We start from the raw sequence: 24,564 nt of genomic DNA, 5'->3' as shown, positions 1-24,564 counted from the left end.
TTATTTTAACCCTATAAAGATGGGTGCCATACTGATTATTTAGGAAAGATGACTAATATAAATAAGAATCAGCCCTCCAGCCTTTCTCATTATGCTCAACCCCCCATTCAGTAATTTGTTCATCCGCCGCAGCAAAAGCGGCTTGTTGCACTGCTTGTACTTTTTCCTGTACTTCTTTTCCACCACCAATCAGGTTAATACTGGCCCAAGTCAGCAGAGCTGCGACTGGGTTCAAGTCTGAACCATAGGCTTCACAACCGATACGCGCGGCTTCAAACGGAATTGAACCACCGCCGCAAAACGCATCACCTACTCGGGGAGTATGACCAAAACGGTTTTTCCCAAGCTGGTCTATCAATTGTTGAATGTTGTTTGCTGTAGTGCCTAAGTGCGAGTTAATGTCTTGCCATGCAGGTACACTTGGACCTTCGATTTGCTCTGGGCGAACGCAATATTCCAGCTTTTCGTCGTAACTTAAGTGGTCGAAATAGCGACGGGTAATTATATCTTTTATTGCTTGCTCTAAGCCCTTTGTCCAACGTATGCCACCACGATTATTGACTTCAAAATAAAGCTTTGTTTCCTGTTCTGGTAGCCATTCGGCTATTATTTTTGCTGAAATTGATGTCGAACGACGTTGCCATAATCCTTCGTTATCCATCGTCAGAATTTTCAAAAAAATCTCGCGGTCTTTTTGTGGATTACTACTGGCAGGCATTAACATACCCAGAATAGAGGCTCGAATTAAAATCAATGGCTTACGCCCCCACCATTTACCCAATCCGGTTAATGTTTGTCCAGATCCTGCTTTACGCTCTTTATAGGATTCTTTGGATATTAAGGACACAGGAAACTGTGTTTCAATAAAGGTCTTATCGGTTTGTGGCATAGTAGGTAAACAATTTGGTAGGCTAGAAAGAACTGAATTACTTATTCAAACCAGTTTTGTAAGTCTAAATTTTGGAAGTTCTCAAAATCTTGGGTATTTCGAGTCACTAAGGTTAATTTTTGAGTAACGGCAATCGCGGCGATTTCACCGTCCGCATAAGCACAGGTAAGTGCTTGGCGTTGTAATCTGGCCCGCTCTATTGCATACCAGTCTGCGGCGGCTTGGTCATAAGGCAAAACAATCAAACCATTAAGCAACAGCATTTCTAAATAGGATTGGAGTTGCTTTTTTCTTTTTGACGCTGCCAGTAATTCACAACCATACACCAGCTCATGCCAGACAATTGCGGTCGTTGCATACTCACCGTCGTGATTGGCAAAATGTTTTAACACCGTATCATCAGGCTTTAAGCGTGCCGGTTCTGACAGGATATTGCTATCCAGCAAATAGATTATTCGTCCCATGAAAACTCTCGCTCCTGACTTGCAGCGCGTAAATTTTTAAGTTCTGATTCCGTCAACGCGCTATCACCCTTCAATTGATTACGCCATTGTTGGATGGCTTGATACAAACTATTGTCTTTATGGGTGAGCTTTTGATAATTGGCCTCTGACAACATGACTGCAACCGGCTTACCATGCCTGGTCAGATGAATAGGCTCATCCGTTTCAAGCTGATGTATCAATTGTGACAGGTTGTTTTTTGCCTCGGCTATGGTACTGGTTTTCATCGGCGTGCGCTCTATTATGGCTATAATTTTAGCTATAATAAGGCTTTCCATGTTGACTATCAAGTTTGTTATAGACTGTTTATCCCTGCCTACATTTTCCCTGACATTAACGACAGCTCAAACTCTGCCTTGCGATTACGCAACACACCTTCCATTACTGGATTTTCTGTTAACGCAAAACGCACAGCTTTACGCCAGCCTTTATTACGACCATTAATTGCATGGCCAGTGGCGGCATTGGTCATGGTATAAAGCCACCAGCGTTCTTCAGGCACCAGGCCCAGCCAGTTATGTACGGCTGCGACTGATAACTCGGGATCTGCATCTTCTAAAGCCCAGGCTAACAAAGTGAGCTCTTTGCCTAGAGTTCTATCAACCGGTATCTGACCTTTTTTAAGCCACTGGCCGGTTTTCACACCCAAGTTGCGTAAGCGGCGATTAAACTCTGCCTTAACATGTTCTTCTATTTGTTCCCAGGTGTGACGATTTAAAACCGCCTTTAATTGGGCATCAATATCATTAAAGGTAGGGGATGTTTCTTGACCTTTTTCCGGTTTAATCCAGTGAAAATGTTCGGAAATAAGTACCTTAGCATCTTTTGCTTTTGAGATGGGTATCGTAACAATAAAGCAGTGCTCGGTTTGTTCTTGATCAAAGCCGAAGCCCAAGGGCTGCGATTTTTTTAAGGCTACAGTCATTGACGCACTTCGCCGGGTTGAAGTTGGTGTCCTATTTCTGCTAGCCAATCGGTTAGTTGTTGGCCTCTCTGAAACTTAACTTCTTCAACGCTGATACTAACCTGGCTACCTTTCATCACGCCTTGCAGTTTGTCCAATATTGCTTTGATGTCTTCGCCTGTGCAAGTAAAAGATGCTTCAGTGCTGTAGGTTAGTGACGCTGAGTCATCATTGGCAAACACATCCATAATAAGACCTTGCGCCATTCCTTCGTATTTTATGAGTTGTTCAATAAAGTCAAAAGCCGCTTTTGCAGATAAGGTTCCTAGTTTGCCAGCATTCCAGGTCAATGGTTTTGCCGGTTCAATGACCACTGTTTTATTTCGATACTGATCCATATCGATTTTTTCAAGTCGCGATTGAATGCCGTCTTTAGTAGAGATGGCCTGCACAAACCGACTGGACGCAGGAACTTCAAAGGCACTGTCATAAACAGCGCCTAAAGTGCTTGGATCTGAGCCATCCGTGGTATAGCGTATTTTCGCAGCACCAGGAACCGCTTTTAGTTCAACTTGCCACTTATCGCCTTGTTGAATAACCTCATGCTTAAGTTGCAAGGTGTTTTCCCAACAATAAACACTGCCTTCTTCATGTACGCCACGACTATCGACACATAAAAAACTGACATGCATATCGCTAGTGCTAAAGCGCGAATAACCACCTTCAGTTTCCGCAACATCCATAGATGCTGAGCTGGGCGAGCTATTGCCCAACTCATAAAGCACTTTGTCTCCATTGATCGGAGTGATTTTTAAATTAGCCTCGCCGGTATCTGGATTACGGCTTAATAACTGAATATTGACCTGAGTTTCAGGCTTCGGCGGTGTACGGTTAATAATGCCGCCATCATCGACCCAAGCCGATACATCAAGCATTTTTGACTTAAGTGCATCAAGTGCTTTGGGATCATGAAAATTCCAGTCAGTATTGGTCGCAGCGGTTCGGAGCACTTCATTCCACTGGGACTTTTGTTGGTTACGAAATAATCGCGCTTCAACTTTTTTACGAAAGGTATCACTGCTGACATCCGTGGTGAATTTGCCTTTTTGGCCTAAAGTGTCGCGAATCAGCTTTTCACCGTCAAATTGATTGTTTTCAAAATGAATACGGTAATCCGTTACGCGCAAGGCGTTGTCTTTGCCGGGATAAACAAGGGTAGTAAAGGTTTCTTGTAATGCACTGCGTAAACTCAGTGTGATTTTGTCCTGTGAGTTTTCGGCATCACGATATTGTTGATCACTGGTAGCCATACGCTCGGAATTAAATTCCGCCAAAATGTCTGTGATAGCTTTGTATTGTCGAGTTTGCTCAATCAGTCGTCCCATACTGCGATGACTGCCGGTTAAAAATAACACGCGGTTTTTAAAGTCGGCACTGTCAAAGAACTTTTGCCATTCCTCGCTGAGCTTACTGTTTTGTACCGGATTGGTGGCGGGTTGAGTAATGATTAAGGTAACCTTATCCATTTTTAATTCAACTTCATCCAATGCCGGAAGAACGCGCATATCTTGATAGCAATCACGGTCATGTAGTGTAAATAAACCGGCGGTATAGTTGCGCAATTCTTTTAAACAAGTCTCTTCGTTATAGGAATTGGCTTGGCTGTGAAGTTTGGCAGCCAGATTTTGAATGTTTTTGAAAAATAAACGGCCGTCAATACTACGGTGTAAATACCAGGCTTGTGTAGGCAAGTAATCAATGACATTCTTTTTAACCGCAGAAATATCACGTCCAGGTGCACATAGAAAACTGACAATGTCGCTTTCGCGCAAACCGTGCGTAGCACCGGGAACAGCGGCTAATGAGGCTACCAATATGAGCTTGGCTACGTCTTGAGCGTCATCGGTTGTTCCTAAGCGAATATCTAACGATTCGGCTATTGAATGTCCGTCTTTGGCAATATCATGGGTAATGGCTTCTGTTAAAGATGGATTAATGGCGCGGATTTCTGACTGTATTTCTTCGTTGTTTAGATTAAAGTCATACGGATGAACTAATTTAACCTGATCGGCACGAAGGACACCTTTACCGTTTGCCGTATACATGTCTGCAACGATGACGCGCATTAATCGAATTAAACCGCGTGTTTGCTGGAACCCTGGATTTTCTTTAAACCGTGCATACAGATCACGGATTGAAAAATGAAAAGGATAAGATTCAATTAACTGTGCTGCAAAGGATTCCGGTGTCGCATTGGTAATATCCATTTGCTTGGCTTTACGAACGGCTTCAGCATATTCCTGAGCGACTGCTTTTATTGTTTCATCGTCGGGTAAGTCAGAAAACAAGCGAGTGCGTAAAATATGATAGAGCTCGTCGCCTTGAGGATTAACAGGCTCTAAGCGTAATGATGATCGGTTAGTTTCATTGGCAAGATTTTCTAAGGCTTGATTAAGTTCATTTGAACCATCTTCATACGTCGCCTTAAGATCAGAAATAACTACGCAAACATTGGATAATTCCGGCCGGTCAACCGCGACCATTAAATTGGATAAAGCCGTGTTAGTGACATGCGCCAATGTTGTCTCGCCAATTTCCTTGGCCTTGGCGTTTGCAAAATACGGCGGTAACTCATCCAAAAAGATGATGGTGGGTTCACCTTTAAGTAAATTAATCCAGGCAGTTGCACCAGGTGCGCTTAAAGGCGAATACAGGTCACGAAACACTTCCTTCTTACCCAGTTGTTCGGCAAGCTCACCCCATATACCAAACGCCGCATCTGATTCCCGACCATTAAAACCAATTACCCGAATTGCGCCTAAACGAGAGCCTTGTCCGTCTTTGCCCAGAATCCTTGAGCGTAGTGCAGGGTTTTTGGCTAATAATCCTAAAGCGATCATGCTATGCGTTTTACCACCACCCATCGCCTGACTAAGTAAGAAGGTACTCGCCTGATTGCTACGTCCCTCTAGGCGCTCGAAGACCTTATCCAGTAAGGTCTGCATCCCCAAAGTAATAAAGTTTTCATCAAAGAACTGATCAGGACTAATCCGATCTTTCAACAAGTCATCAATATTTAAAACAACATCTCTACGGGATCGTTCAAAAACACTTTGACGAGGTTTACAGACTTTACTGAGATTCATATTGCTTCACTTCCATTTTGATTTTTATTAGCGTCATCAGTGAGGTAATTTCACAAATACAGAGCCTATATTAATAGGCTGGCTTAAGTTTAGATGCACAAAGTTGTATGGTATTTTAAATCATATTTAGTACCCGAAAGGGCTCTATGGCACTGGGTTGATGTCAGGTTTATACATCACAACTCGTTTCCAGCGTCACAATTTCGTTCGCGGTGAACCTTTCTTAAGCCGTGCATAATAAAACCCGTCCATTGCCGATTCACCGGTAACAATCTGGCGGCCGCATGCTCCGGCAACTCCCCAGTCGGCATTTATCGGCAATTCGATTGCATCGCTGTGTTCGGCTAGAAAAGCTTGAACCTGTTGCTCGTTTTCCTGTTTTAAAATGGAACAGGTCGCATATAACAATAGCCCGCCGGGCGCCAATAGCGGCCAAACGGCTTGCAGGATGAACTTTTGCAAAGCCTGCAACTGCCCGATGTCCTCGGCTCTGCGCAATAATTTAATATCGGGGTGACGACGGATAACCCCCAAGGCTGAGCATGGCGCATCCAGTAAAATCCGGTCAAACGGCTTACCGTCCCACCAGCCTGAAGGATCTGCCGCATCGCCAACCAGCAGCTTGGCCTGCAATTTCAAACGCTGCAAATTTTCACTGACCCGCTGCATTCTGGACTCGTCTATATCGACGGCGACCAACTCTTTGAGTTGCGATTGATTTTCGAGAATATGCGCGGTTTTTCCGCCCGGTGCGGCACACACATCCAGCACTCGATGTCCCGGTTGCACATCCAGCAACCCGGCCGCTAATTGCGCGGCGGTATCCTGAACCGATACCAAACCGTCGGCAAAGTCGGGCAATAAATCCACGGGCACCGGTTTATCCAACATGATCGCCGACGGGCAAAAACCGACGATTTCAGCCGCTATGTCCTTCTCTGCCAACAATTGCAGATAGTGCTCGCGACTGGTTTTCGCCAGATTGACGCGCAGCACCATCGGCGGTTGGCGGTTATTTTCCTGCAATATTGTTAGCGCCTGCTCAGGCCAATCCTGCTCGACTTGCTTGATCAGCCAGTCAGGATGACTCAGGGCTGCGACCTGAAATTTATCGGCTTTATGTTCAAGCCCTTCCTGCTCTCTCAGGTAGGTTCTGAGAACTGCATTGATTAGCGACTTGGCCCACGGCTTTTTCCGCGTGGCTAAAACCGTTTCGGACACCGCCGCATGGGGTTTTACGCGCATGAAGTTGAGCTGATACAAACCGACCAAAGCCAGCGACTTAACATCGGCATCTTTTAACGGCTTGTCCAATAATTGACTTAAAATAAAATCCAGCCGGTGAAATTGCCTACAAACACCGTAACATAGCGCCTGAATGAAAGCCCTGTCTTTACCCGATTCTATGGTTAAAAGCGCATTATCCAGGGCGGCGGTTAAAGACTGCCCGTCTTGCAAAACGCGTGACAATACACGGGCCGCGACTAATCTTGTATTCACTGAGTATTCAACTTAATTTGGCTCCATTAACATCGTGAGCACTGAGAAAAGCCTGGACAGGCATGCGTTTTCCGCCAGGCAGCTGTACTTCCAGCAGCCTTAAGTAACCTAAGCCGGTCGCTACATCCATGTTTTTATCGACACAGCGCACTACGCCGGGCTCCAATGTAGACGCATCATCATCCACCGCCACCGCCTGCCAAATGCGCAACACATTGCCCTGATAAAGTGTCTGGGCGACCGGCCATGCATTTAGCCCTCTTACTTTTCGAGCGATACCAGCTGCCGGCTGATTCCAGTCGATAACGGCTTCGCTTTTTTCCAGTTTTTCGGCATAAGTCACTAAAGACTCATCCTGCGACTCGGGGCGGACGGTTCCGTCTTCAATTTGCGCCAGCACCTTGTACAGACCTATAGCGCCCAACGCGGCCAATTTATCATGCAAATCGCCGGCCGTATCGGTCGGACCAATAACGCATTCTTCCTTGTGCAGCATATCGCCCGCATCCAGTTTGCGCACTATCTGCATAATGGTGACGCCGGTTTTTTCATCGCCCGCCATTAATGCACGTTGAATCGGTGCGGCGCCGCGCCAGCGCGGCAACAAGGAAGCATGAACATTAATACAGCCCAATTTGGGCACATCCAAAACGGCTTGCGTTAAAATCATTCCGTAAGCGACCACCACCATCAAATCGGCATTGAATGCGCTGATCTGTTGCAAGTCCTCACTGGTTTTCATAGTAAGCGGCTGAAACACAGGAATTCCGGCAGCTAGAGCCAGCTCCTTGACCGGACTGGGATGTAACTTACGGCCTCTGCCCGCCGGACGGTCGGGCTGGGTATAAACCGCGCAAACTTCATGTTCCGAATCCAGCAACATTTGTAAACAAGGCACGGCGAATTCAGGGGTTCCGGCAAAGATTATCTTCATGCTCAGCTCACTTCCATTTTATGAATTTTTTCCAATTTTTTCTTAATTCGCTGCCGTTTTAACGATGAAATATAATCAACGAACAGTTTCCCATCCAAATGATCCAGTTCATGCTGAACACAGACGGCCAGCAAATCCCTGGCGCTTAATTCAAAAGGCTCTCCTTCCCTGTCGAGCGCTTTCACTATGATATGCTCAGCCCTGGTTACTTTTTCAAAAAAGCCGGGAACCGAAAGACAGCCCTCTTCAGACTCCTTAACGCCGTCTTTTTCGATAATCTCAGGATTGATTAAACATAACGGGGAGTCCTTTTCCTCACTGACATCAATGACGACTATCCGCTGATGCACATTAACCTGCGTCGCAGCCAATCCTACACCATGTGATTTGTACATGGTTTCCAGCATATCATCGACCAATTTTTTAATTTTATCATCGACCTTTTTTACGATTGCAGCCTTCTTCCGCAAGCGTTCATCAGGAAACTCGAGAATAGATAGAATACTCAACAAACTCACCACTATAATAATTGAATACCGGAATTCTATCTGTTTTTGAACAATCTGGAAACATCACGGTTATAAAGGCTTACAGGCATTCTCTCTTGCGGCGATACATCATGAGGGTAAAAGTCTGAGCGGCGGCGCTTTCATCCCATCAAACTTGAAAACATCACGCTTGATAGGGTTCTGACTAACACGCAGGAAACCGTAGCAATAGATTATCAGGTAAGGGTTTGCAAAAATGATAAACTCAATTAATTACGGACTGACATACCCGTAATTGAGGAATTATTAATGCTCTTCATCGTAAATGAATACTGAAAACAGTCAGTGGAAGGAGTTGACAGACATGAAATTAATTATATTGACCAGCGTTGTTTTACTGATGAGTGGTTGCCAGCATACTGTAAATCCACAGCATGCTGGCGATCCTGATTACACACCTGATGGCTTAGTTAAGCGTCCTTATGTATGGGAGTTTAAAACCGACAACAGCCAAAAAGCAAAAGATTGTGTGCTTGAATGTAAAAAACAAGACAGTCAATGCAGGCTACTTGCATCTACAAAGTTCCCGGAGTCGGTAGTGACGCCATCCGCCAATATCACTATCGATACTGGCAGGATCGGTGAAACCGATCAATGGATTAAAGACCTCGATAATTTGCGGTGTGAGAAAAGTCTCATTAAATGCGTTGAAGATGTTTGTAAAGGCAAAACGGATAAGAAACGTTACCTATGGTAAACAACCAGAATATTGAATGACTAATCTGACGTTCTAAGCAGACTTATCCTACGACACATTCAATCGGTATAAAGCAGCTGTTGAGCAAGGAGCGGAGTCAACTGAACCTGAAAAACCAAGCCGATAAACTTAACGAAACAATCTGTGCTAACCCATGCCATGGATTTACCCGGATCAGTAATGAAATGGCATAAGGCCGTCGCTTAGCGGAGCTTGTCCGCCTTGTTCTACACCTCCAGACAAAGCAATAGACGCGACCTTGATTCAGAACTTAATCGTAGTTGTTCCGCCCCTATGCAGAAATTTGATAAAAAACACTTGAGCCTGCTCGTCAGTCCGCCATCCGGTTTCGGCTGCGTCAAACTCAGCCGCGGTCGCAAATTTGGTTAATACAAGCCCATCCCGTGTAATCACGACTGGTTCATTTCCCAGAACCTGCAACTGTATATGACGTTCGACAGATGACAGCGTAATGACCGTGCTCCCCGAATCGACCATGCACTTGATTTCAGTTCCATCATAGACCGAAAAATGTGACGACCCTGCTCTATAAATTTGGAAAAGCAGCCCATCGTCTACTGTTTTTATTGCTGTGTTGTTGACGTAATTGGCGTCACACAAAGTTTCCACTTCGGTCAAAAGCATCGGCAAGATGGATCCCGCTCTGACAAAGACCGGAAATTGCAGCTGATTTGAATTTGACCAAGTGATGGTTTGCCCTCCGGCATGCGTAGTGTGATCCCAAAAATCGATCCAGTTCCCTGCGGGCAAATACAATTGCCTTGTGACCGCGTTGGGCTTAATCATCGGAGCAACCAGAAACTCATTGCCAAAAAGATAGGTATGTTTGATATTAAAAGTATTCGGATCGGATTGATCCATCAGCACCAGCGGACGCATGATCGGTAAACCTGTTGCGCTTGCCAGCTTTGCATAGGTGTATATATAAGGGAAGAGACGGGTATGCAGTTTCGTAAAGAAGCGGAAATTGTTAAGAGCTTGGTCGCCATATTTCCACGGATATTGCCGCTCTTTCGCAACCTGCCGATGCATCTGCATAATAGGAGAAAAGCAGCCGAATTGCGTCCAGCGCATAAACAGATTCGGTGGCGATATACTGAAGTTCGTGTCCTGATAGCCCCCCGTATCATGTCCCCAGATGGCATACCCGCTCATCGCCGCGGATTGCCCTGCCATGATTACACTGGGCAAGCCATTGTCGCCGAAATTGGGTTCATTATCTCCAGCCCAAGAGCTTGGAAATGCATGCGACCCCACAAATCCGCTACGCGCGAACAATATGCCTTCGTTACCCAGCACACTTGCAACCGTCTTGTGGTACTCAACGCAGTAGCCATTCCTCATCTCAACGCCTGTGCGTCCGTCCGAGTATTGGGCTGTGATCGGAATGTAAGTGTTGGGGCCATTACTACTTTCGCCATCGTCCGTTTTGAAGCCGCCAATGCTTGTCTCTTTAGACCCTGAAAGAGTCGGCACACTCGCTTGTTCGACAAGTTTCTTGAGTTGATCTGTCAACCATTGCCGCGCCATGGAATTGGTAAAATCAATTGGACTTCCATGCCCCTTCCACCAGGTTACAAGCAACGGCGGACCGCCTGCGGATGTACGCACAAAAAGACCCTTGCTTGCCGCTTCATCATAATTGGCAGACTTACCTAGGTTTTGTCCGGGAACATTATCGTTAGTAGATGCCGTGTTAATGAAGGGCGTCATCCAACAGATAACCTTTAAGCCGTTGGTTTGAAGAAAACTCATCATTTCGGCCAATGAGGCAAACCCGGGGAAATGCATCCCGTCAATAGTCGCGTCTTGCCCAAACTGGGTCATATTGAAGTTGAAATCGTTGTAGGCGATTTCCCAAGGAGAATCGAACACAAATGCCGATGCCGGTAATCCTCGTTTGCGAAATTGAGTCACCGCATAACGAACCTCGCCGCCGCTCCTCCATATATCGGACGAAATCCACGGGCCGAATGTCCACGGCGGCGGAAGCGGTGGCCGTCCTGTGTACCCTGTATAGCGAGACAAGATGTCGGTGAGCTTTGGACCGTACACGATATTAAATCGCAAGGTTGAAAAAAGATGAGTGACGACGTAACGATCCGGTGCTGCGGCACGCATGTCAAAAACGCTCTCGGCAGAAGAATCGAGATGCAGCCCATAGCCCCGCGTGCTGACAAACCACGGCGATACTTTGTACGAATGATCATTTTTTATGCCGGGATCATCAAACGTCATTATTCGAACATTCTTTCCTGATTGGTCGAAACTATTGAACTTTTCGCCGAAGCCATAGAAATGCTCGTGACTATCAGATGGCGCTGCAATAGCCGTTGCGACCGGAACGACACCGCCCCAATCAACGACTTCGTAGCGCATCACGCCTTGATGCGGAAATGTCAGGCGACCGGTAATCAGGGCTGTGCCTAACTTTTGTTTCAGTTCCAGCCCATTAGCCAGCGCCTTTGAGCCGGTTACGGCCCCGATCATCATAGAGCCTTGTCCGGTTTGAACTGCCGGGGGAGAAAAATGAATGCGGTTTGCTTTCGGATTTCCCGCTAAATCCGGACCCGCGATTTCAATGTGTCCGGTGTTTTGGTAAATCCGTCCCTGCAAATCACCCGCATCGAATGCGATAAACGGACCCGATGGCGTAAGCAACCATTGAATATTCTGAGGGAATGATTTGGCCATGATATTCCCCCTATCAGGACAATTGAACCCAACTTGCAACCGACGGCACGCCATCGTTATCGGTGATGAAAAGCATGTACCAGCCGGGCGGCGCAATGTTACGCTCATTCGGTATCACTGCATTCAACAAGTTGGGAGGCGTGACGGTGAATGGAATGTCGACGACGCGCTGAGCGCCGTTGAAAGAGTGAGTGGTCAGCCCTGGCGCAATCAGACTGACCCACTTGATCTGCGCGGCCTGCGGCGTACGAATCACAGGCCTGCCGCCGTAAGCAATTTGGGGCGGCACGTTGTCGATCGTTGGGCGGGAATTCTTTTTGAACAGATACGGCGGACTGAAAATCTCCAGCCGCTCTTCTTCCAGCGGATCCGGCGGCAGCCACTGGGTCTGCGATCCTTTATCGGGATTGCCTCCAGCAGCGAGAACGCGGCCGTCGGGCAGCAGCAGCGCCACTGAATGGTAGAGCCGGGCCACGGTTGCTGGAGCCGTCACTGTCCAGGTATTGGCGGCCAAGTCGTAGATTTCCGCCTCGAATACTTCGCGTCCGCCTTCGGGGTCGACCACTCTGCTGTGGGCACTGGCTTCCCGGGTGACGCCGCCGCCCACGGCGATCACAGTACGGTCCGGTAATAGTACCGCGTTGACATGCATTCGCTCGTGGTTAAGCTCCTGCTTAAGCCGATACTGCGGCGGTGTGGCGGTGAAGTCCACGACAGCCACGCGCCGGGTCGCTTTTCCGCGCAGAGCGTTCGGGTCATCCAGATCTTCCGGGCCGCCGCCGAGAATCATGATCTGCTGAGTTTGCACGGGCGGCAAAATTACACTCGCGCACTGGTTGCATTGGCCGGTATCGGTCAAGCCATTCACGTTCGCAGAAGGGGTAGGATTGATCGGATCGAATACAAAGGGAAACGAATCGCCATTCGTGTCCATCTTGCCACCCGTGAAAAATAATCGGCCATCGCGGAGTTGAAACAGATGCGGATAAAGAGGCAAGTTGAAGTCCCTGGTCTTGGTCCAGCCGACATGATCCGGGTCGGTGTTCCTCTCCAAGGTATTGTTGTCGAGTCCCTTGGCCTGTTCGTCCAAACCCGACGCGGCCAGAATTGTGCCATCACTCAAACAGACAACCGTCGGATACCAGCGTCCGTGCGCCATCGGTTGGACGAACGTCCATTTGTTGGTGAGCGGATTAAAAATAAGCACATCGCGAATCCCGGCAAATCCATGACCGGCGTCTTGCATTTGCTGGTTCACGATTTTTTTGTCGTACTGCCCGGTCCCGCCCGCGACCAGTAGACGGCCATCGGGGAGAAAAGCATGGCCGCAGCAAAAGAAATCGACCACGGTGCCGTCGGGTCGGCGCAGCGTCGGCGGCGGGTTAAATGCTTTGTTATCCAGGACATTGCTTGTCGGGTCCCAGACCACGCTGGTAAAGATCTGCTGCGCCTCATTCCCCAAGAAAGCAGGCTGGAAACGGAATGCACTGTTGCCGGAACCGGCAAAAAACAGCACTTTACCGGTATGCAGAAGCGCAGCGTGAACCGGCAACACTTCAGAAAAATACAGCAACAACCGCCACACGCCTTTAGTATCGGCTGTGTCAATATCGAGAGTAAGATCGGTAACCGCAAACAGTCCTGCATTAAGCTGTGGCGGGTTGTCCACATGCAAGATGACCGCTTTGGGCCTACCGCCACCGAAAGCCGCAAGTGCGAATCCGCCGCCCTGATCCTCAAAAGACTGCCAACCATCCACCCTGACCCAGGGTCCCCAACCCTCTTGTATGCGGCCTTGTTGATCGAGGTTCCAGCCGACCCTGTAGAATCCGGCGTTTTCTCCCGGCGGATTGTCGATTTGAAAAATGATGATCTCAGGGCGTCCATTGCCGTCCAGGTCGGCCACCGCTATCCCGGCGCCCTGATTGAACCAGGAAAACCAGTCCACTTCGATCCAGTCGTTCCATTGGCCAATATGTCCATCCGGAGTAAGGTGGCTGCCCACCCTATAGAAGCCTTTGTTGGGACGGTTGGGATTATCAGTGTGAAAGTCGTCGATATGAAATACGACAAGTTCGGGCTGACCGTCGCCGCTAAGGTCGGCCACAGTAATCGCCGCCCCTTGATCGCTCCATGATATCCAGTCGGGAACTTGCTGCCAATCGGTCCAGCCGCCGGTGACATTGCCCTGCGCGTCAAGTTTACGGCCTATACGAAACAGCCCTCTGTTCGGGCCGGGCACCACGTGCTGAACCTGAAACACCACCAGCCCTAATCCTTGGGCTCCAAAATCGGCAACGGCTATGCCCGCACCTTGATTCGCGTTTGATTGCCAATTTGGAATTTCGATCCAGGGTCCCCAGCCGCCTATAACTTTGCCATTGGCATCAAGCCCTCGTCCGACCCGATAAAAACCCCGATTGGGACCAGGGACCGGATGATCCACGCGTAAAACAATTAATTCCGGCTTACCGTCGCCGTCAAGATCGGCCGTTGCAAGATTCGCTCCCTGATTCTCCCAAGAAACCCAGTCAGGTATTTGATTGAAGGATAGCGCCATGGGTTAACCTCAATTCAATATGTCTTGAAAGGATTGATCCAGCGCCTTGTTTTCCGACAGCGGCAAGGCACTGAGTTCAATTGAGATATTTAGCGTCAGTCTATTTAGCGCCTAACGCAATCCGGATCAGGTCCGAAATGTCGAAACGTCCGTCCAGACCAACTTTGGAGGGCTTCCAGTTCGGGTTTTGTGACAGAAATGAATGGCTATCACCCAACAACAGACCAATAAAAACTTCCGCAACAATCCGGCCGCCCACCTTGCCAAGATGAACCGGCAACGCATTCGCCTCCTGCTCGGTTTTGCCTCGTGCACGTAGACGCCAGTCATGCTGTGCTTCCGCCAAAATGTAAGTCCAAAGGGGAGCCTTACCGGCAAAGCTTTTACCATATTCTATGATCGAGCGATTTCTCTCGGCAGCCGCTCCAAACTCATTGCTGAAAGTGGCCTTGCCTATCAAAATATCTTCATCCCTGAGTGGTGCATAGCCCATACATCGGGCCACATCCTGACCGCTGGGCAGATCCATGCTCAAGCCTCGCAGGAGATTACGAAGCGCCAGGCTGGAAGGGCTTTTCACCGGATCGACGGGTACCGGATTCCCGTCACTATCGCGTTCCAGGTCATCGGCATTCAGTTTTGAAAACTCAGGAAGGAAAGCCAATGGATTAACCAGGGATGTATCAATTTTATAGGATGCCTGTACGCGCGATTTACCCAGATTATGGGTGGAAAGCTTACTGTCAATCTCGAAAAACAGATTCCAATTGATGCTCCAGATGTCAGGAAATGCACGAAAACCATTCAGACCTTCGGTATGAACAGCCGCGAAAATGAATTGACGTCCATCCACGCCGCGCTCGATTTCATCGGCGGATGCGTTTTTTCCCAGTTCAGTGTTTAACCGATAGATCGGCCGCACCATGGAATGCCCGAACCGATAGGCGGCAGCACTAAATTCAATAGGAATAAAGGACGCATATTTCGGTAAGTAAAATTGCAGTCTCGGCGGATCATCATATATCCGTTTACCGCTCTTGATATGGGGAAGAAGTTCGTTATAAGTGTGCTCTCCCACAATCCGGGGCAGAAAATCGTGCAACACAACCCATTGGTAATGCCAACGAACTTCCTGCTGTACTTCGGCAAACGACGCATCTTTGCCTTTGGCGTCGGCTATGGCATTGTGAAAGCGTAGAAATACCCCCTGTAGTTGCGACACAATGACATTCTCATCGTTCCGCTTGTCGCCGATCACTGCTCGATTATTGGCCGGTATGCGCAATAGATCCAATCTGCCTTTATGTACGCCGCCCTCAGTGAGCTCACGTCCGAATAAGAATTTGTTGCCATCGAACATATACGGCTGGTCGTCCGGGCCACGGCCATAAATGCAATCCAGATCGAAGCGAGGCGTACGGAAATCAGTCAGCCCGTCAGGATCATTCTGTTTTTGCAGACTGCTGGCCGGATCAAAGGTAAGATCGTGATCGATAAATTGCCCGAGATAAGTATAACCGGCTGGAATGCCGAAATTTTCTTCGTCATCGACCTCATCTTCCTTGGTGGCAATCGGAATAAAGAAATTGGTTTTGGGGTCGCGTTTCGGCTTGCCATTCTCCATTTGTATTTCCGGGTCTGCAATCATTGCTTTAGCCAGCATATGAAGATCGGCGATATCAAAATCCGCAGCAGGAAGCGTCCGAAACATCCGCCCGAAGCGGCCTTCAAACTGAGAGGAGCGATCCTGGACATCGCTGCCTCTTATTCCTCCACCATGACCGGCTTTGGATTTATTATTGTTGGTTTTAGTAGTCATTTCATTTTCCTTGCAATGATGAGTCAATAATCATTAAAAACATGGCATGAAATTTTGATGCGGCCAGACGGCTGTGTACACACAACTAAAAATCAAATTATTAGTTGTCTGGTTTTACTATGGTATTTATAAAAGTTTATACGCCTTGAGCCAGTCAAAATATTAATAATATTTTTTAAAGTTATTGATAACTTTCATGCCCTTATAAAAACTTAGAATACGGCTTTAGAATTAAAATGTGGTCACTTACATATAGATACAGATGCCTACGATGTGAAGTGCGATAAGACATCCAGTTACATTCTATAAACGACAAGCCCAAATGAGCAATTGGGGTGAATACCTACTTAGCCAGGACGGTTCAAATCTTGTAAAAAAAGAGATAATTATCGGCAGATCGTGTCGGCTGCAGGAGGGATATCGACAAACTCGCACTGCCTGAAATTAGCATCAGATATTCGACGTTTTTGATTCATCACTGGATTCCTTGCCTTGGCTGAGCTATTTTACAACCTACCAGGGTAGCCGTTTTTATCAGACCGCTACTTGTAACCGTCAACGCTTAGTGTAAGAATAGATAAGTTAATCAGCACCCCTTAAATGTCACACTTTACCGAAACAACGTAACCTCTAAGCCTGTCAAATCAACAGCTTATTTTCAGACTGGATTTCTATCTGGATTCATCTAAACTTTTTATTCAGATAGTACAAAAAGACTCGACAGGAATCCGACATGGCTTTTCGAACACTCACTGGAGTGATAATTTCTCTCTTGCTCTGCTTAAACGCATGGGCTGATGACCAATCCGCCTGGAGCGGATTAGCACGCAATGCGCCCACAGGGGCACGGGCATGGACAGCCCGTGATGAAATACAAATAAATCCCTCCCATCCCGATCAATATACCGTCGTCAAAGGCGATACTTTATGGGAGCTATCCGGTAAATTTTTGACTCACCCCTGGCAATGGCCCGAGTTATGGAGCCACAACACTCAAATCAAAAATCCTCATTTGATTTATCCCGGCGATACTATTTATTTTTCCATCGTAAACGGCAAACCGCAGCTTAGTCTTTCCAGAAGCGATTTTCCTCAAGCCCAAGCCGCCCTCAATTCCACCTGCGTGCTTAAGGAAGACGACTACAATCATGGCCGCAAAGACTTTGCCGTTTCCAAAGATGGAAAGGTAGTACCTTGTATTAGGGAAACAGACCTGAAGCAGGCCATCAGATTAATCCCCACTGAAGCCATAGCGAGTTACCTGACATCGCCTAAAGTAGTGGATGAGGATGAACTGGGCAGCTCACCTTATGTAGTCGGCTTTGCAGGAGAACATATCATTGTAGGCACTGGCGATCGTGTTTATGTGCGTTCGATAACCGAGCCCAAAACCCTGTCCTATACGATTTACCGACCGGGAAACGCTTATATCAGCCCGGAAAATGGAGAAATCCTGGGTTATGAGGCTCAATACATTGCCGACGCTTCCTTGCAGCACCCTGGCGACCCGGCAACGCTAGCCATAACCAAGGCCAATCGTGAGATCCGCACAGGCGACCGGATTATGCCCAATATTGAACAAGATGTTGCGTTAAATTATTTCCCTCGTCCGCCTAAACAAAGCCTCAAAGGCAGCATTATCAGTGTGCTGGGCGGCGTTTCCCAAATTGGCCGGTATAACGTGGTTGTAATAGACAAAGGCACCGCAGACGGCCTTTTAGTCGGGCACGAGCTGAATATCTATAAAAGCGGCAAAATTGTCAGCGACTCTTTCAGCCCCATTAAAAATGATACCGTTAATCTTCCTGATGAAGTTGCCGGCACCTTGATGGTTTTCCGCCCATTCGACCGTGTCAGTTATGCGCTGGTCATGCGAGCAGACCAGGCACTTCACGTTTTAGACAAAGTTCAAACCCCCTGAACATTAACGCACAACAATTCGACCAAGACTTGAAATACTGGCTTGCACTATTACGCACGCCAGGGGTCGGCTGCCGAACATTTCTTCGCTTGCTCGAACGCCATAACCCGGCGCAGTTATTTGCAGAATCATCATCTGCACTGAGGGCCTTAGGTTTAAAAAGCGACATCGTCAATGCGATCAGGAATCCCGACTGGACGCTTATCGACTACGATTTGAACTGGTTAAGTCAACAAAATAACTGCGCAATCACCCTCAATGACGCAAACTATCCCTCCCAATTAAAGGAAATATCCGATCCTCCGCCTATCCTGTTTGTACGCGGTAACCCCGAACTGTTATCGCTGCCGCAAATCGCTATCGTGGGCAGCCGCAACCCTTCGACTTCAGGCCTGGAAATCGCCTTTAATTTCGCTAAAACCCTGAGCCACTGCGGCCTTGTGATCACCAGCGGGCTGGCTTTAGGCATCGATGCAGCCAGCCATCAAGGCGCATTAAAGGCCAATGGTTATACGATTGCGGTGGCCGGAACCGGGCTGGATCGCGTCTACCCCGCACGGCATAAAGACCTCGCCACTGAAATCGTCAATACCGGCGCGATAATCTCGGAGTTTCCGCCCGGCACAACGGCCAAAGCCAACCACTTTCCCAGACGCAACCGTATTATCAGCGGACTGTGCCAAGGCCTGTTGGTGGTTGAAGCCGCCAAACAAAGCGGCTCGTTAATTACTGCGCGCATGGCTCTCGAACAAAACCGTGAAGTTTTTGCGATACCCGGCTCCATTTATAACCCGCTGGCCCGGGGTTGCAACGCGCTAATTCGTGAAGGAGCAAAACTTGTTGAAACAACCCAAGATATTCTTGAGGAATTAAATCAATACAATCAACAGGATGAATATTCATCCCCACTAACAATGCAATCAACGCTTGACCTGGAGCAGCAAACATTATTGAATCTTGTCATGTTTAGCCCAACTTCTATTGATACTCTGGTAGAAAACGCCAACGAATCCGTCGAAGTTATTTCTTCAATGTTACTGATTCTGGAACTGCAAGGATACATAGAGGCAACCGCCGGCGGTTGCTATACTCGAATCAAATAAATATCTAAAAACCTATGAAAGAAAATATTTTTGATGTCCTGATGTACTTATTCGAAAACTATATGGAAGATGAAATTGAAATCTTTCCGGATAGTGATATCGTCAGAACGGAATTGCTGGAAGCGGGCTTTGAACAAATCGAAGTTAACAAGGCTTTCGACTGGCTCGAATCGCTTAGCCTGCAACGGGCAATAAAAACATCCGCGTCGCCTGCATTCCGTGTTTTTTGCAGCCAGGAAAAAGCCAGGCTGGATATTGAATGCCGCAATTTACTTATGTTCCTTGAACATAGCGGCATCCTGAATTCAGCCAACCGGGAAATTGTCATCGACCGCGCCATGGCGCTGGAAAATGAAGAATTATCAATGGAAAAGCTCAAATGGATAGTGCTGATGGTATTACTCAGTCAGCCGGATGAGGAAATCGCTTTCTCCAGGATGGAAGATATCGTCTATGACCTTATTCCGACTTATTTGCATTAATTAAGGTTCAAAACTACAAGGTGAAAGGTTCAAGAAACGTACCTTTCACCTTGAACCCTACTTCTTGAACCCTTCACCCTAAACCTTTTTGAATAAATGAGTAAGAATCTCGTCATTGTAGAATCGCCTGCGAAAGCCAAAACCATAGAAAAATATTTGGGTAAGGACTTTCAAGTTTTAGCCTCTTATGGACACGTCCGCGACCTGATCCCAAAAGAAGGTGCAGTTGATCCGAACAATAACTTCGCGATGAAATACGAAGTTATCGAACGCAACCAAAAGCACGTGCAAGCTATCAGTAAGGCTCTTAAAACCGCAGACACCCTATACTTGGCGACTGACCCTGATAGAGAAGGAGAAGCCATTTCCTGGCATTTGCTTGAGCTGCTGAAAGAAAAAAAGCTGCTGAAAGACAAGCCGGTGCACCGGGTCGTGTTCCACGAAATCACTAAAAAAGCCGTCACTGAAGCCATCGCTAACCCGGAGCAAGTCGCCATCAGTTTGGTCAATGCCCAACAGGCACGCCGTGCTTTGGATTATCTGGTCGGCTTTAACCTGTCGCCGTTATTATGGAAAAAAATCCGCCGCGGCCTTTCAGCAGGCCGGGTACAAAGCCCCGCCTTGCGCATGATCGTCGAGCGCGAGCTGGAAATCGAGGCTTTTAAAACGCGCGAATACTGGACGATTGACGCCGCATTAACTGCTCAGGAGCAAGCCTTTAAAGCCAAACTGACCCAGTTTAATGGCGAAAAAGTCACGCAATTCAGCATCACCGATGAAGAGCTGGCGGAAAAAACCAAGCAAACTTTACTGGATGCCGCTGACGGCCAATTAATGGTTGCCAAGCTGGAAAAGAAACAGCAAAAACGCAACCCTGCCCCGCCGTTCATCACCTCGACGCTGCAACAGGAAGCCTCGCGCAAACTGGGTTTCACCACCAAACGCACGATGATCGTCGCCCAGCAGCTTTATGAAGGCATCGATATTGGCGGCGAAACCGCAGGTTTGATCACTTACATGCGTACCGACTCGGTTAACCTGTCGGTAGACGCCGTCGAAGAAATCCGTGCGCTGATTGCCGAAAACTACGGCGCTGAAAATGTGCCTAAAGATCCGAGAGTCTTCAAGACCAAGTCGAAAAACGCCCAGGAAGCGCACGAAGCCATACGCCCGACCTATCCAAGATACTCGCCGAGCCAGTTAAAAAGCCACCTGAGTATTGAGCAGTTCAAACTCTATGAACTGATCTGGAAGCGCACCATCGCCTGCCAGATGATTCACGCTACGTTAAACATGGTCGCCGTCGATTTGACCTGCGCCGACGGCAAACACACATTCAGGGCAACCGGCTCCACGATCGCCTCTCCCGGATTTATGACTGTTTATCTGGAAGGAAAAGACGACAGCAACGAAAGCGACGACAAGGAAAGCTTCTTGCCGCCGATGGAAGAAGGCCGCCCGGTCCAGCTCAATGATATTAATGCCGGACAGCATTTTACCGAGCCGCCGCCACGCTACGGCGAAGCCAGCTTGGTAAAGTCCCTTGAAGAACACGGTATCGGCCGCCCATCGACCTATGCGTCGATTATTTCGACCTTGCAAAACCGGGAATACGTGACTCTGGACGGCAAACGCTTCTATCCGACCGATGTCGGCAGAATCGTCAATAAATTCCTGACCGAACATTTCACCAAATACGTCGATTACGATTTTACCGCTAACCTGGAAGATGAACTCGATGCGGTGTCACGGGGAGAAAAAGACTGGGTTCCATTGATGCACGACTTCTGGAAACCTTTTACTACCCTGATTCAGGAAAAAGAGGAAAGCGTCCAGCGCAAAGATGTCACCCAGGAAGCCATTGACGAAAAATGCCCCGATTGCGGCAGCCCGCTGTCCATCCGCTTGGGCCGGAACGGGCGGTTTATCGGCTGTACCAACTACCCTGAGTGCTCCTATACCCGAAACCTGAACGATGATGGCGGCGCCAGCGACGAACCCGAAGTTGTGGAAGGCCGAGTTTGCCCTAAATGCGAATCGCCTCTAGTGATTAAAACCGGCCGCTACGGTAAATTCATCGGTTGCAGCGGTTATCCCAAATGCAAGCATATCGAGCCTTTAGAAAAACCGACGGATACCGGCGTTGAGTGCCCGCAATGCAAAAAGGGCAACATCCTCAAGCGTAAATCCCGGAACAGCAAAATATTCTATTCCTGCTCGGAATATCCAAAATGCGATTACGCCTTATGGAATGCGCCGATAAAAGAAAGCTGCCCGGAATGCGAATGGCCTATCTTGACCGTCAAAGAAACCAAACGGCGCGGCGTGGAAAAAGTTTGTCCGCAAAAGGACTGCAAATATGCAACGCCGTATGAAGGCGATCCTGCGGATGTGCAGGGGCCAAAAGAATCTGGCACATTGTAGGGACGAATTCATTCGTCTTTGGGCGGATAAATCCGCCCCTAGCTATAACTAAACTCGAAAATGCCCTATCACTCCTTTTTCAAAATAAAAAACGCCGTCCGCCATATCAAAGCAGGCGCCGTGATTGCTTACCCCACAGAAGCCGTCTACGGCTTAGGCTGCGACCCGCTCAACGAAGAGGCGGTAATGGCCCTGCTCGACATCAAACAGCGCCCAATAGAAAAAGGCCTGATCCTTATCGCCTCATCGCTTGAGCAACTATGCCCTTACCTCATTTTAGACCAAACTATCATCGAGCGAATAACACCCACTTGGCCCGGCCCTATCACCTGGGTTATCCCTGCCCAGCCCTGGGTACCAAAATGGCTGAAAGGCGCACATCAATCGCTGGCAGTCAGAGTCACCAATCACCCGATAGCCCGCGATTTATGCGCCCAATTCGGCAGCCCGTTAGTTTCCACCAGCGCCAATCCTACAACCCGGACCGCCATCAAAGAATCTAGAAAACTGTTAAAAACGTTTGCCGGTGCCGATATTTTTATCGTTCACGGCAAAGTCGGTGAGCTTGGGCAGGAAACTGCTATTTATGATGCGGTGAGCGGAACGCGGTTGCGTTGATCATAAAAGCTCAGAGATATTGCTATTGGAAGGAATTATTAATACTATGAAATCAGGAGGTTCCTATCATGGCCCATATTGAAAAATTAAGCATTGCTTTAACCCCTGAAATGGCAGAGATAGTCCGCCAGTGCGTCGAAAGCGGCGAATATGCCAACAGTAGCGAGGTTATCCGCGAGGCTTTGCGCGATTGGAAGCAGAAACGTTCTTTGCAACAGAATGAAATCGAAGAGCTGCGTAACCTTTGGCAAGCCGGACTGGACAGCGGCCCTGGTCATTTGGCCGATATGAACGCAATCAAAGCAAAAGCCCGGCAACGGTTTTTGTCCCAACAAGACGCAGAGCAGCATTAGAAATATAAGACTTTATGTCTGTGATTTACCGAACCGCGCAAGCCGAGGAAGACCTGATTGAGATATGGATTTATATCGCTCAGGATAATCCCAGTGCAGCGGATCGTGTGCTTGATGATATTGAACAACGCTTTCATGGCGCTTGCCGATAATCCGTTAATGGGCCGGTTGCAGCCTGATATTGCCCCGGAACTTCGCTATTTTGCGGTGGGCCAATTATTTAATTTTGTATCGTACCGTGCCGAACGGAATCCAGATTGTCTGTGTCATACATGGCGCTCGTGATTTGCCCAATTTATTTTGACTGATGTTTCTTGGTAGCTAAAATGTCAGGCAACGAAAAACTATCGACCGTCCGGCTGATCCTATGCACTTGTTGCCAGCAATGAATCCAGCCACGTTTCAAACTCGTCGTAATTCTTTTTGGAAAAAATCTTGGCCGGGAATCGTGCTAGCTCTTCCGCCACGACTTCGCGCTGACAGAGGTTACTCATATCATTGTCAGTCGTCAAAGCGTCCACGTAAGGCACAAATGTCGAAACGTGGTCAATATCATTTTGGCGAGATATGCCGAAGTTCGCATTGAATTTCTTGGGGTTGGATCGATGTCCTTGCCACCGCATCCAGAGTAGTTCCGCCTCAAAAGCAATTTCAATTCGCAGGACGGGGCATATTAGAATTGGCTTGTTTTTCAACAACCCTGACCATCGCTGGAGCGCAGCCGACTCATCCAATCCATTTACAACATCTCTAATAATTCGGCGAAACGGGACATCGGATAGTTGTGGAATTTGGTTGGAGATTGGCTTTCCAGTTTCAAATTCTTCTGTGAGCTGCTGCATTATCAACAATATTTCACATTGTTGTTTGTAAGCATTAATACCTTGCTGTATATCGTTGCGCCAAAGCTCGGTAACGTGATTTAGACAATCACGAACTCCACGGCAGTCAGGTATATTCTTAACTTGTCGATCAATGATATTGAGGAATTTTTCGTTTATCTCGTCACGAGGCCGCGCATATGCGCGATTTAACCTTAGCCGCCAGGAGTTCGTAGGCACAACATTCATCCCAACCTGCCACCGATGGGGATCGTCTAGTCCGATATCGGTAAAAGGGAAAGGATCAGCGCCATCTTGTTCGATGAGCATTCTTCTGGTCTGGGCAGCAAAAACATCGTAGAAATTGCCAGCGATATTCCCATTAGCAAGATTATTCTGGAACTCCCAAAGTATCGTCCTATTTTCCGTGTATTCATCAGGGATAGCCGATGTCTCTGTACTATGGATATCGGACACTATAAGAAAAATCTTCTGCTGTATTTTCAGTTCATAGAGTTTTTGATAAAGACGTCTTTCGATTCCCTTCTCATTCGCAGGAAAGCATATATCTGACAAGAACGATTGATCCAAGTACACAAGTTTTTTGCGGATTGATGACATCTACTA

Annotated in this window: 20 protein-coding genes; 8 read left to right on the top strand and 12 right to left on the bottom strand. The window is 47.8% G+C overall.

Translation table 11 applies throughout. The annotated features are described in order from the left end of the window. Window positions 1–52: 52 nt before the first annotated feature. The 8 genes from V7051_RS15475 to def form a co-directional block, all read right to left on the bottom strand. Window positions 53–889: a DUF1156 domain-containing protein gene (locus V7051_RS15475; protein WP_333876369.1), complete on the bottom strand. Its 837-nt coding sequence runs from the start codon at window positions 887–889 to the stop codon at window positions 53–55. A gap of 41 nt (window positions 890–930) precedes the next feature. Further along, a complete protein-coding gene (locus V7051_RS15470) occupies window positions 931–1,335 on the bottom strand; it encodes a type II toxin-antitoxin system VapC family toxin (protein WP_333876368.1) in 405 nt (134 codons plus the stop codon). Window positions 1,336–1,340: 5 nt separating this feature from the next. Then, window positions 1,341–1,619 (bottom strand): type II toxin-antitoxin system Phd/YefM family antitoxin, encoded by a 279-nt coding sequence (locus V7051_RS15465; protein WP_333876367.1) that lies wholly within the window; start codon window positions 1,617–1,619, stop codon window positions 1,341–1,343. A gap of 89 nt (window positions 1,620–1,708) precedes the next feature. Continuing rightward, the gene (locus V7051_RS15460) at window positions 1,709–2,317 is read right to left on the bottom strand and encodes a DUF3780 domain-containing protein (protein WP_334168752.1); all 609 of its coding nucleotides are present in this window, start codon (window positions 2,315–2,317) and stop codon (window positions 1,709–1,711) included. Next, on the bottom strand, window positions 2,314–5,442 hold the full coding sequence (locus V7051_RS15455) for a DUF499 domain-containing protein (protein ID WP_333876363.1): 3,129 nt from the start codon (window positions 5,440–5,442) through the stop codon (window positions 2,314–2,316). The genes V7051_RS15460 and V7051_RS15455 overlap by 4 nt, the downstream gene beginning before the upstream one ends. A 195-nt stretch (window positions 5,443–5,637) precedes the next feature. Beyond that, window positions 5,638–6,942 carry a 16S rRNA (cytosine(967)-C(5))-methyltransferase RsmB gene (gene rsmB, locus V7051_RS15450; RefSeq protein WP_333876361.1) on the bottom strand — a complete coding sequence of 435 codons (1,305 nt, stop codon included), beginning with the start codon at window positions 6,940–6,942 and terminating at the stop codon, window positions 5,638–5,640. A 7-nt stretch (window positions 6,943–6,949) separates the two neighbouring features. Continuing rightward, complete coding sequence (gene fmt / locus V7051_RS15445; RefSeq protein WP_333876358.1) at window positions 6,950–7,876, bottom strand: methionyl-tRNA formyltransferase; 927 nt, start codon at window positions 7,874–7,876, stop codon at window positions 6,950–6,952. Between the two features lie 2 nt (window positions 7,877–7,878). Then, entirely contained in the window at window positions 7,879–8,385 is a 507-nt protein-coding gene (gene def, locus V7051_RS15440) for a peptide deformylase (RefSeq protein WP_333876356.1), read from the bottom strand. Between the two features lie 343 nt (window positions 8,386–8,728). Here def and V7051_RS15435 point away from each other — a divergent pair, with 343 nt between their 5' ends. Then, on the top strand, window positions 8,729–9,121 hold the full coding sequence (locus V7051_RS15435; RefSeq protein WP_333876354.1) for a hypothetical protein: 393 nt from the start codon (window positions 8,729–8,731) through the stop codon (window positions 9,119–9,121). A 264-nt stretch (window positions 9,122–9,385) separates the two neighbouring features. On the opposite strand, the gene V7051_RS15430 is transcribed toward V7051_RS15435, so the two are convergent. The 3 genes from V7051_RS15430 to V7051_RS15420 all read right to left on the bottom strand — a co-directional run bounded on the left by V7051_RS15430 (window position 9,386) and on the right by V7051_RS15420 (window position 16,215). Beyond that, window positions 9,386–11,836: a glycoside hydrolase family 31 protein gene (locus V7051_RS15430; RefSeq protein ID WP_333876352.1), complete on the bottom strand. Its 2,451-nt coding sequence runs from the start codon at window positions 11,834–11,836 to the stop codon at window positions 9,386–9,388. A gap of 13 nt (window positions 11,837–11,849) precedes the next feature. Continuing rightward, on the bottom strand, window positions 11,850–14,396 hold the full coding sequence (locus tag V7051_RS15425; protein ID WP_333876350.1) for a galactose oxidase-like domain-containing protein: 2,547 nt from the start codon (window positions 14,394–14,396) through the stop codon (window positions 11,850–11,852). A 100-nt stretch (window positions 14,397–14,496) separates the two neighbouring features. Then, complete coding sequence (locus tag V7051_RS15420) at window positions 14,497–16,215, bottom strand: peroxidase family protein (RefSeq protein WP_333876348.1); 1,719 nt, start codon at window positions 16,213–16,215, stop codon at window positions 14,497–14,499. 733 nt (window positions 16,216–16,948) lie between these two features. Between V7051_RS15420 and V7051_RS15415 the strand changes: the two genes are divergently transcribed. The 7 genes from V7051_RS15415 (at window position 16,949) to V7051_RS15385 (ending at window position 23,268) form a co-directional block, all read left to right on the top strand. Beyond that, window positions 16,949–18,136, top strand: coding sequence for a LysM peptidoglycan-binding domain-containing protein (locus V7051_RS15415; protein ID WP_333876346.1), 1,188 nt, complete (start codon window positions 16,949–16,951; stop codon window positions 18,134–18,136). 29 nt (window positions 18,137–18,165) lie between these two features. After that, a complete protein-coding gene (gene dprA, locus V7051_RS15410) occupies window positions 18,166–19,239 on the top strand; it encodes a DNA-processing protein DprA (protein WP_333876344.1) in 1,074 nt (357 codons plus the stop codon). A 14-nt stretch (window positions 19,240–19,253) separates the two neighbouring features. Next, window positions 19,254–19,721 (top strand): DUF494 family protein, encoded by a 468-nt coding sequence (locus tag V7051_RS15405; RefSeq protein ID WP_333876342.1) that lies wholly within the window; start codon window positions 19,254–19,256, stop codon window positions 19,719–19,721. A gap of 96 nt (window positions 19,722–19,817) precedes the next feature. Beyond that, entirely contained in the window at window positions 19,818–22,145 is a 2,328-nt protein-coding gene (topA, locus tag V7051_RS15400; protein ID WP_333876341.1) for a type I DNA topoisomerase, read from the top strand. Window positions 22,146–22,205: 60 nt separating this feature from the next. Continuing rightward, on the top strand, window positions 22,206–22,763 hold the full coding sequence (locus V7051_RS15395; RefSeq protein WP_333876339.1) for an L-threonylcarbamoyladenylate synthase: 558 nt from the start codon (window positions 22,206–22,208) through the stop codon (window positions 22,761–22,763). Window positions 22,764–22,831: 68 nt separating this feature from the next. Further along, window positions 22,832–23,116, top strand: coding sequence for a type II toxin-antitoxin system ParD family antitoxin (locus tag V7051_RS15390; RefSeq protein WP_333876338.1), 285 nt, complete (start codon window positions 22,832–22,834; stop codon window positions 23,114–23,116). 14 nt (window positions 23,117–23,130) lie between these two features. Further along, window positions 23,131–23,268 (top strand): type II toxin-antitoxin system RelE/ParE family toxin, encoded by a 138-nt coding sequence (locus tag V7051_RS15385; RefSeq protein WP_333876336.1) that lies wholly within the window; start codon window positions 23,131–23,133, stop codon window positions 23,266–23,268. Window positions 23,269–23,481: 213 nt separating this feature from the next. Here the strand turns inward: V7051_RS15385 and V7051_RS15380 are convergent, their stop codons facing one another. Then, window positions 23,482–24,558: a hypothetical protein gene (locus tag V7051_RS15380; protein ID WP_333876334.1), complete on the bottom strand. Its 1,077-nt coding sequence runs from the start codon at window positions 24,556–24,558 to the stop codon at window positions 23,482–23,484. Window positions 24,559–24,564 lie beyond the last annotated feature (6 nt).

Origin of the sequence: Methylobacter sp. (assembly GCF_036845245.1) — a bacterium.
Taxonomy (GTDB): Bacteria; Pseudomonadota; Gammaproteobacteria; order Methylococcales; family Methylomonadaceae; genus Methylobacter_A.
This window is presented reverse-complemented; position numbering and strand designations above follow the sequence as displayed.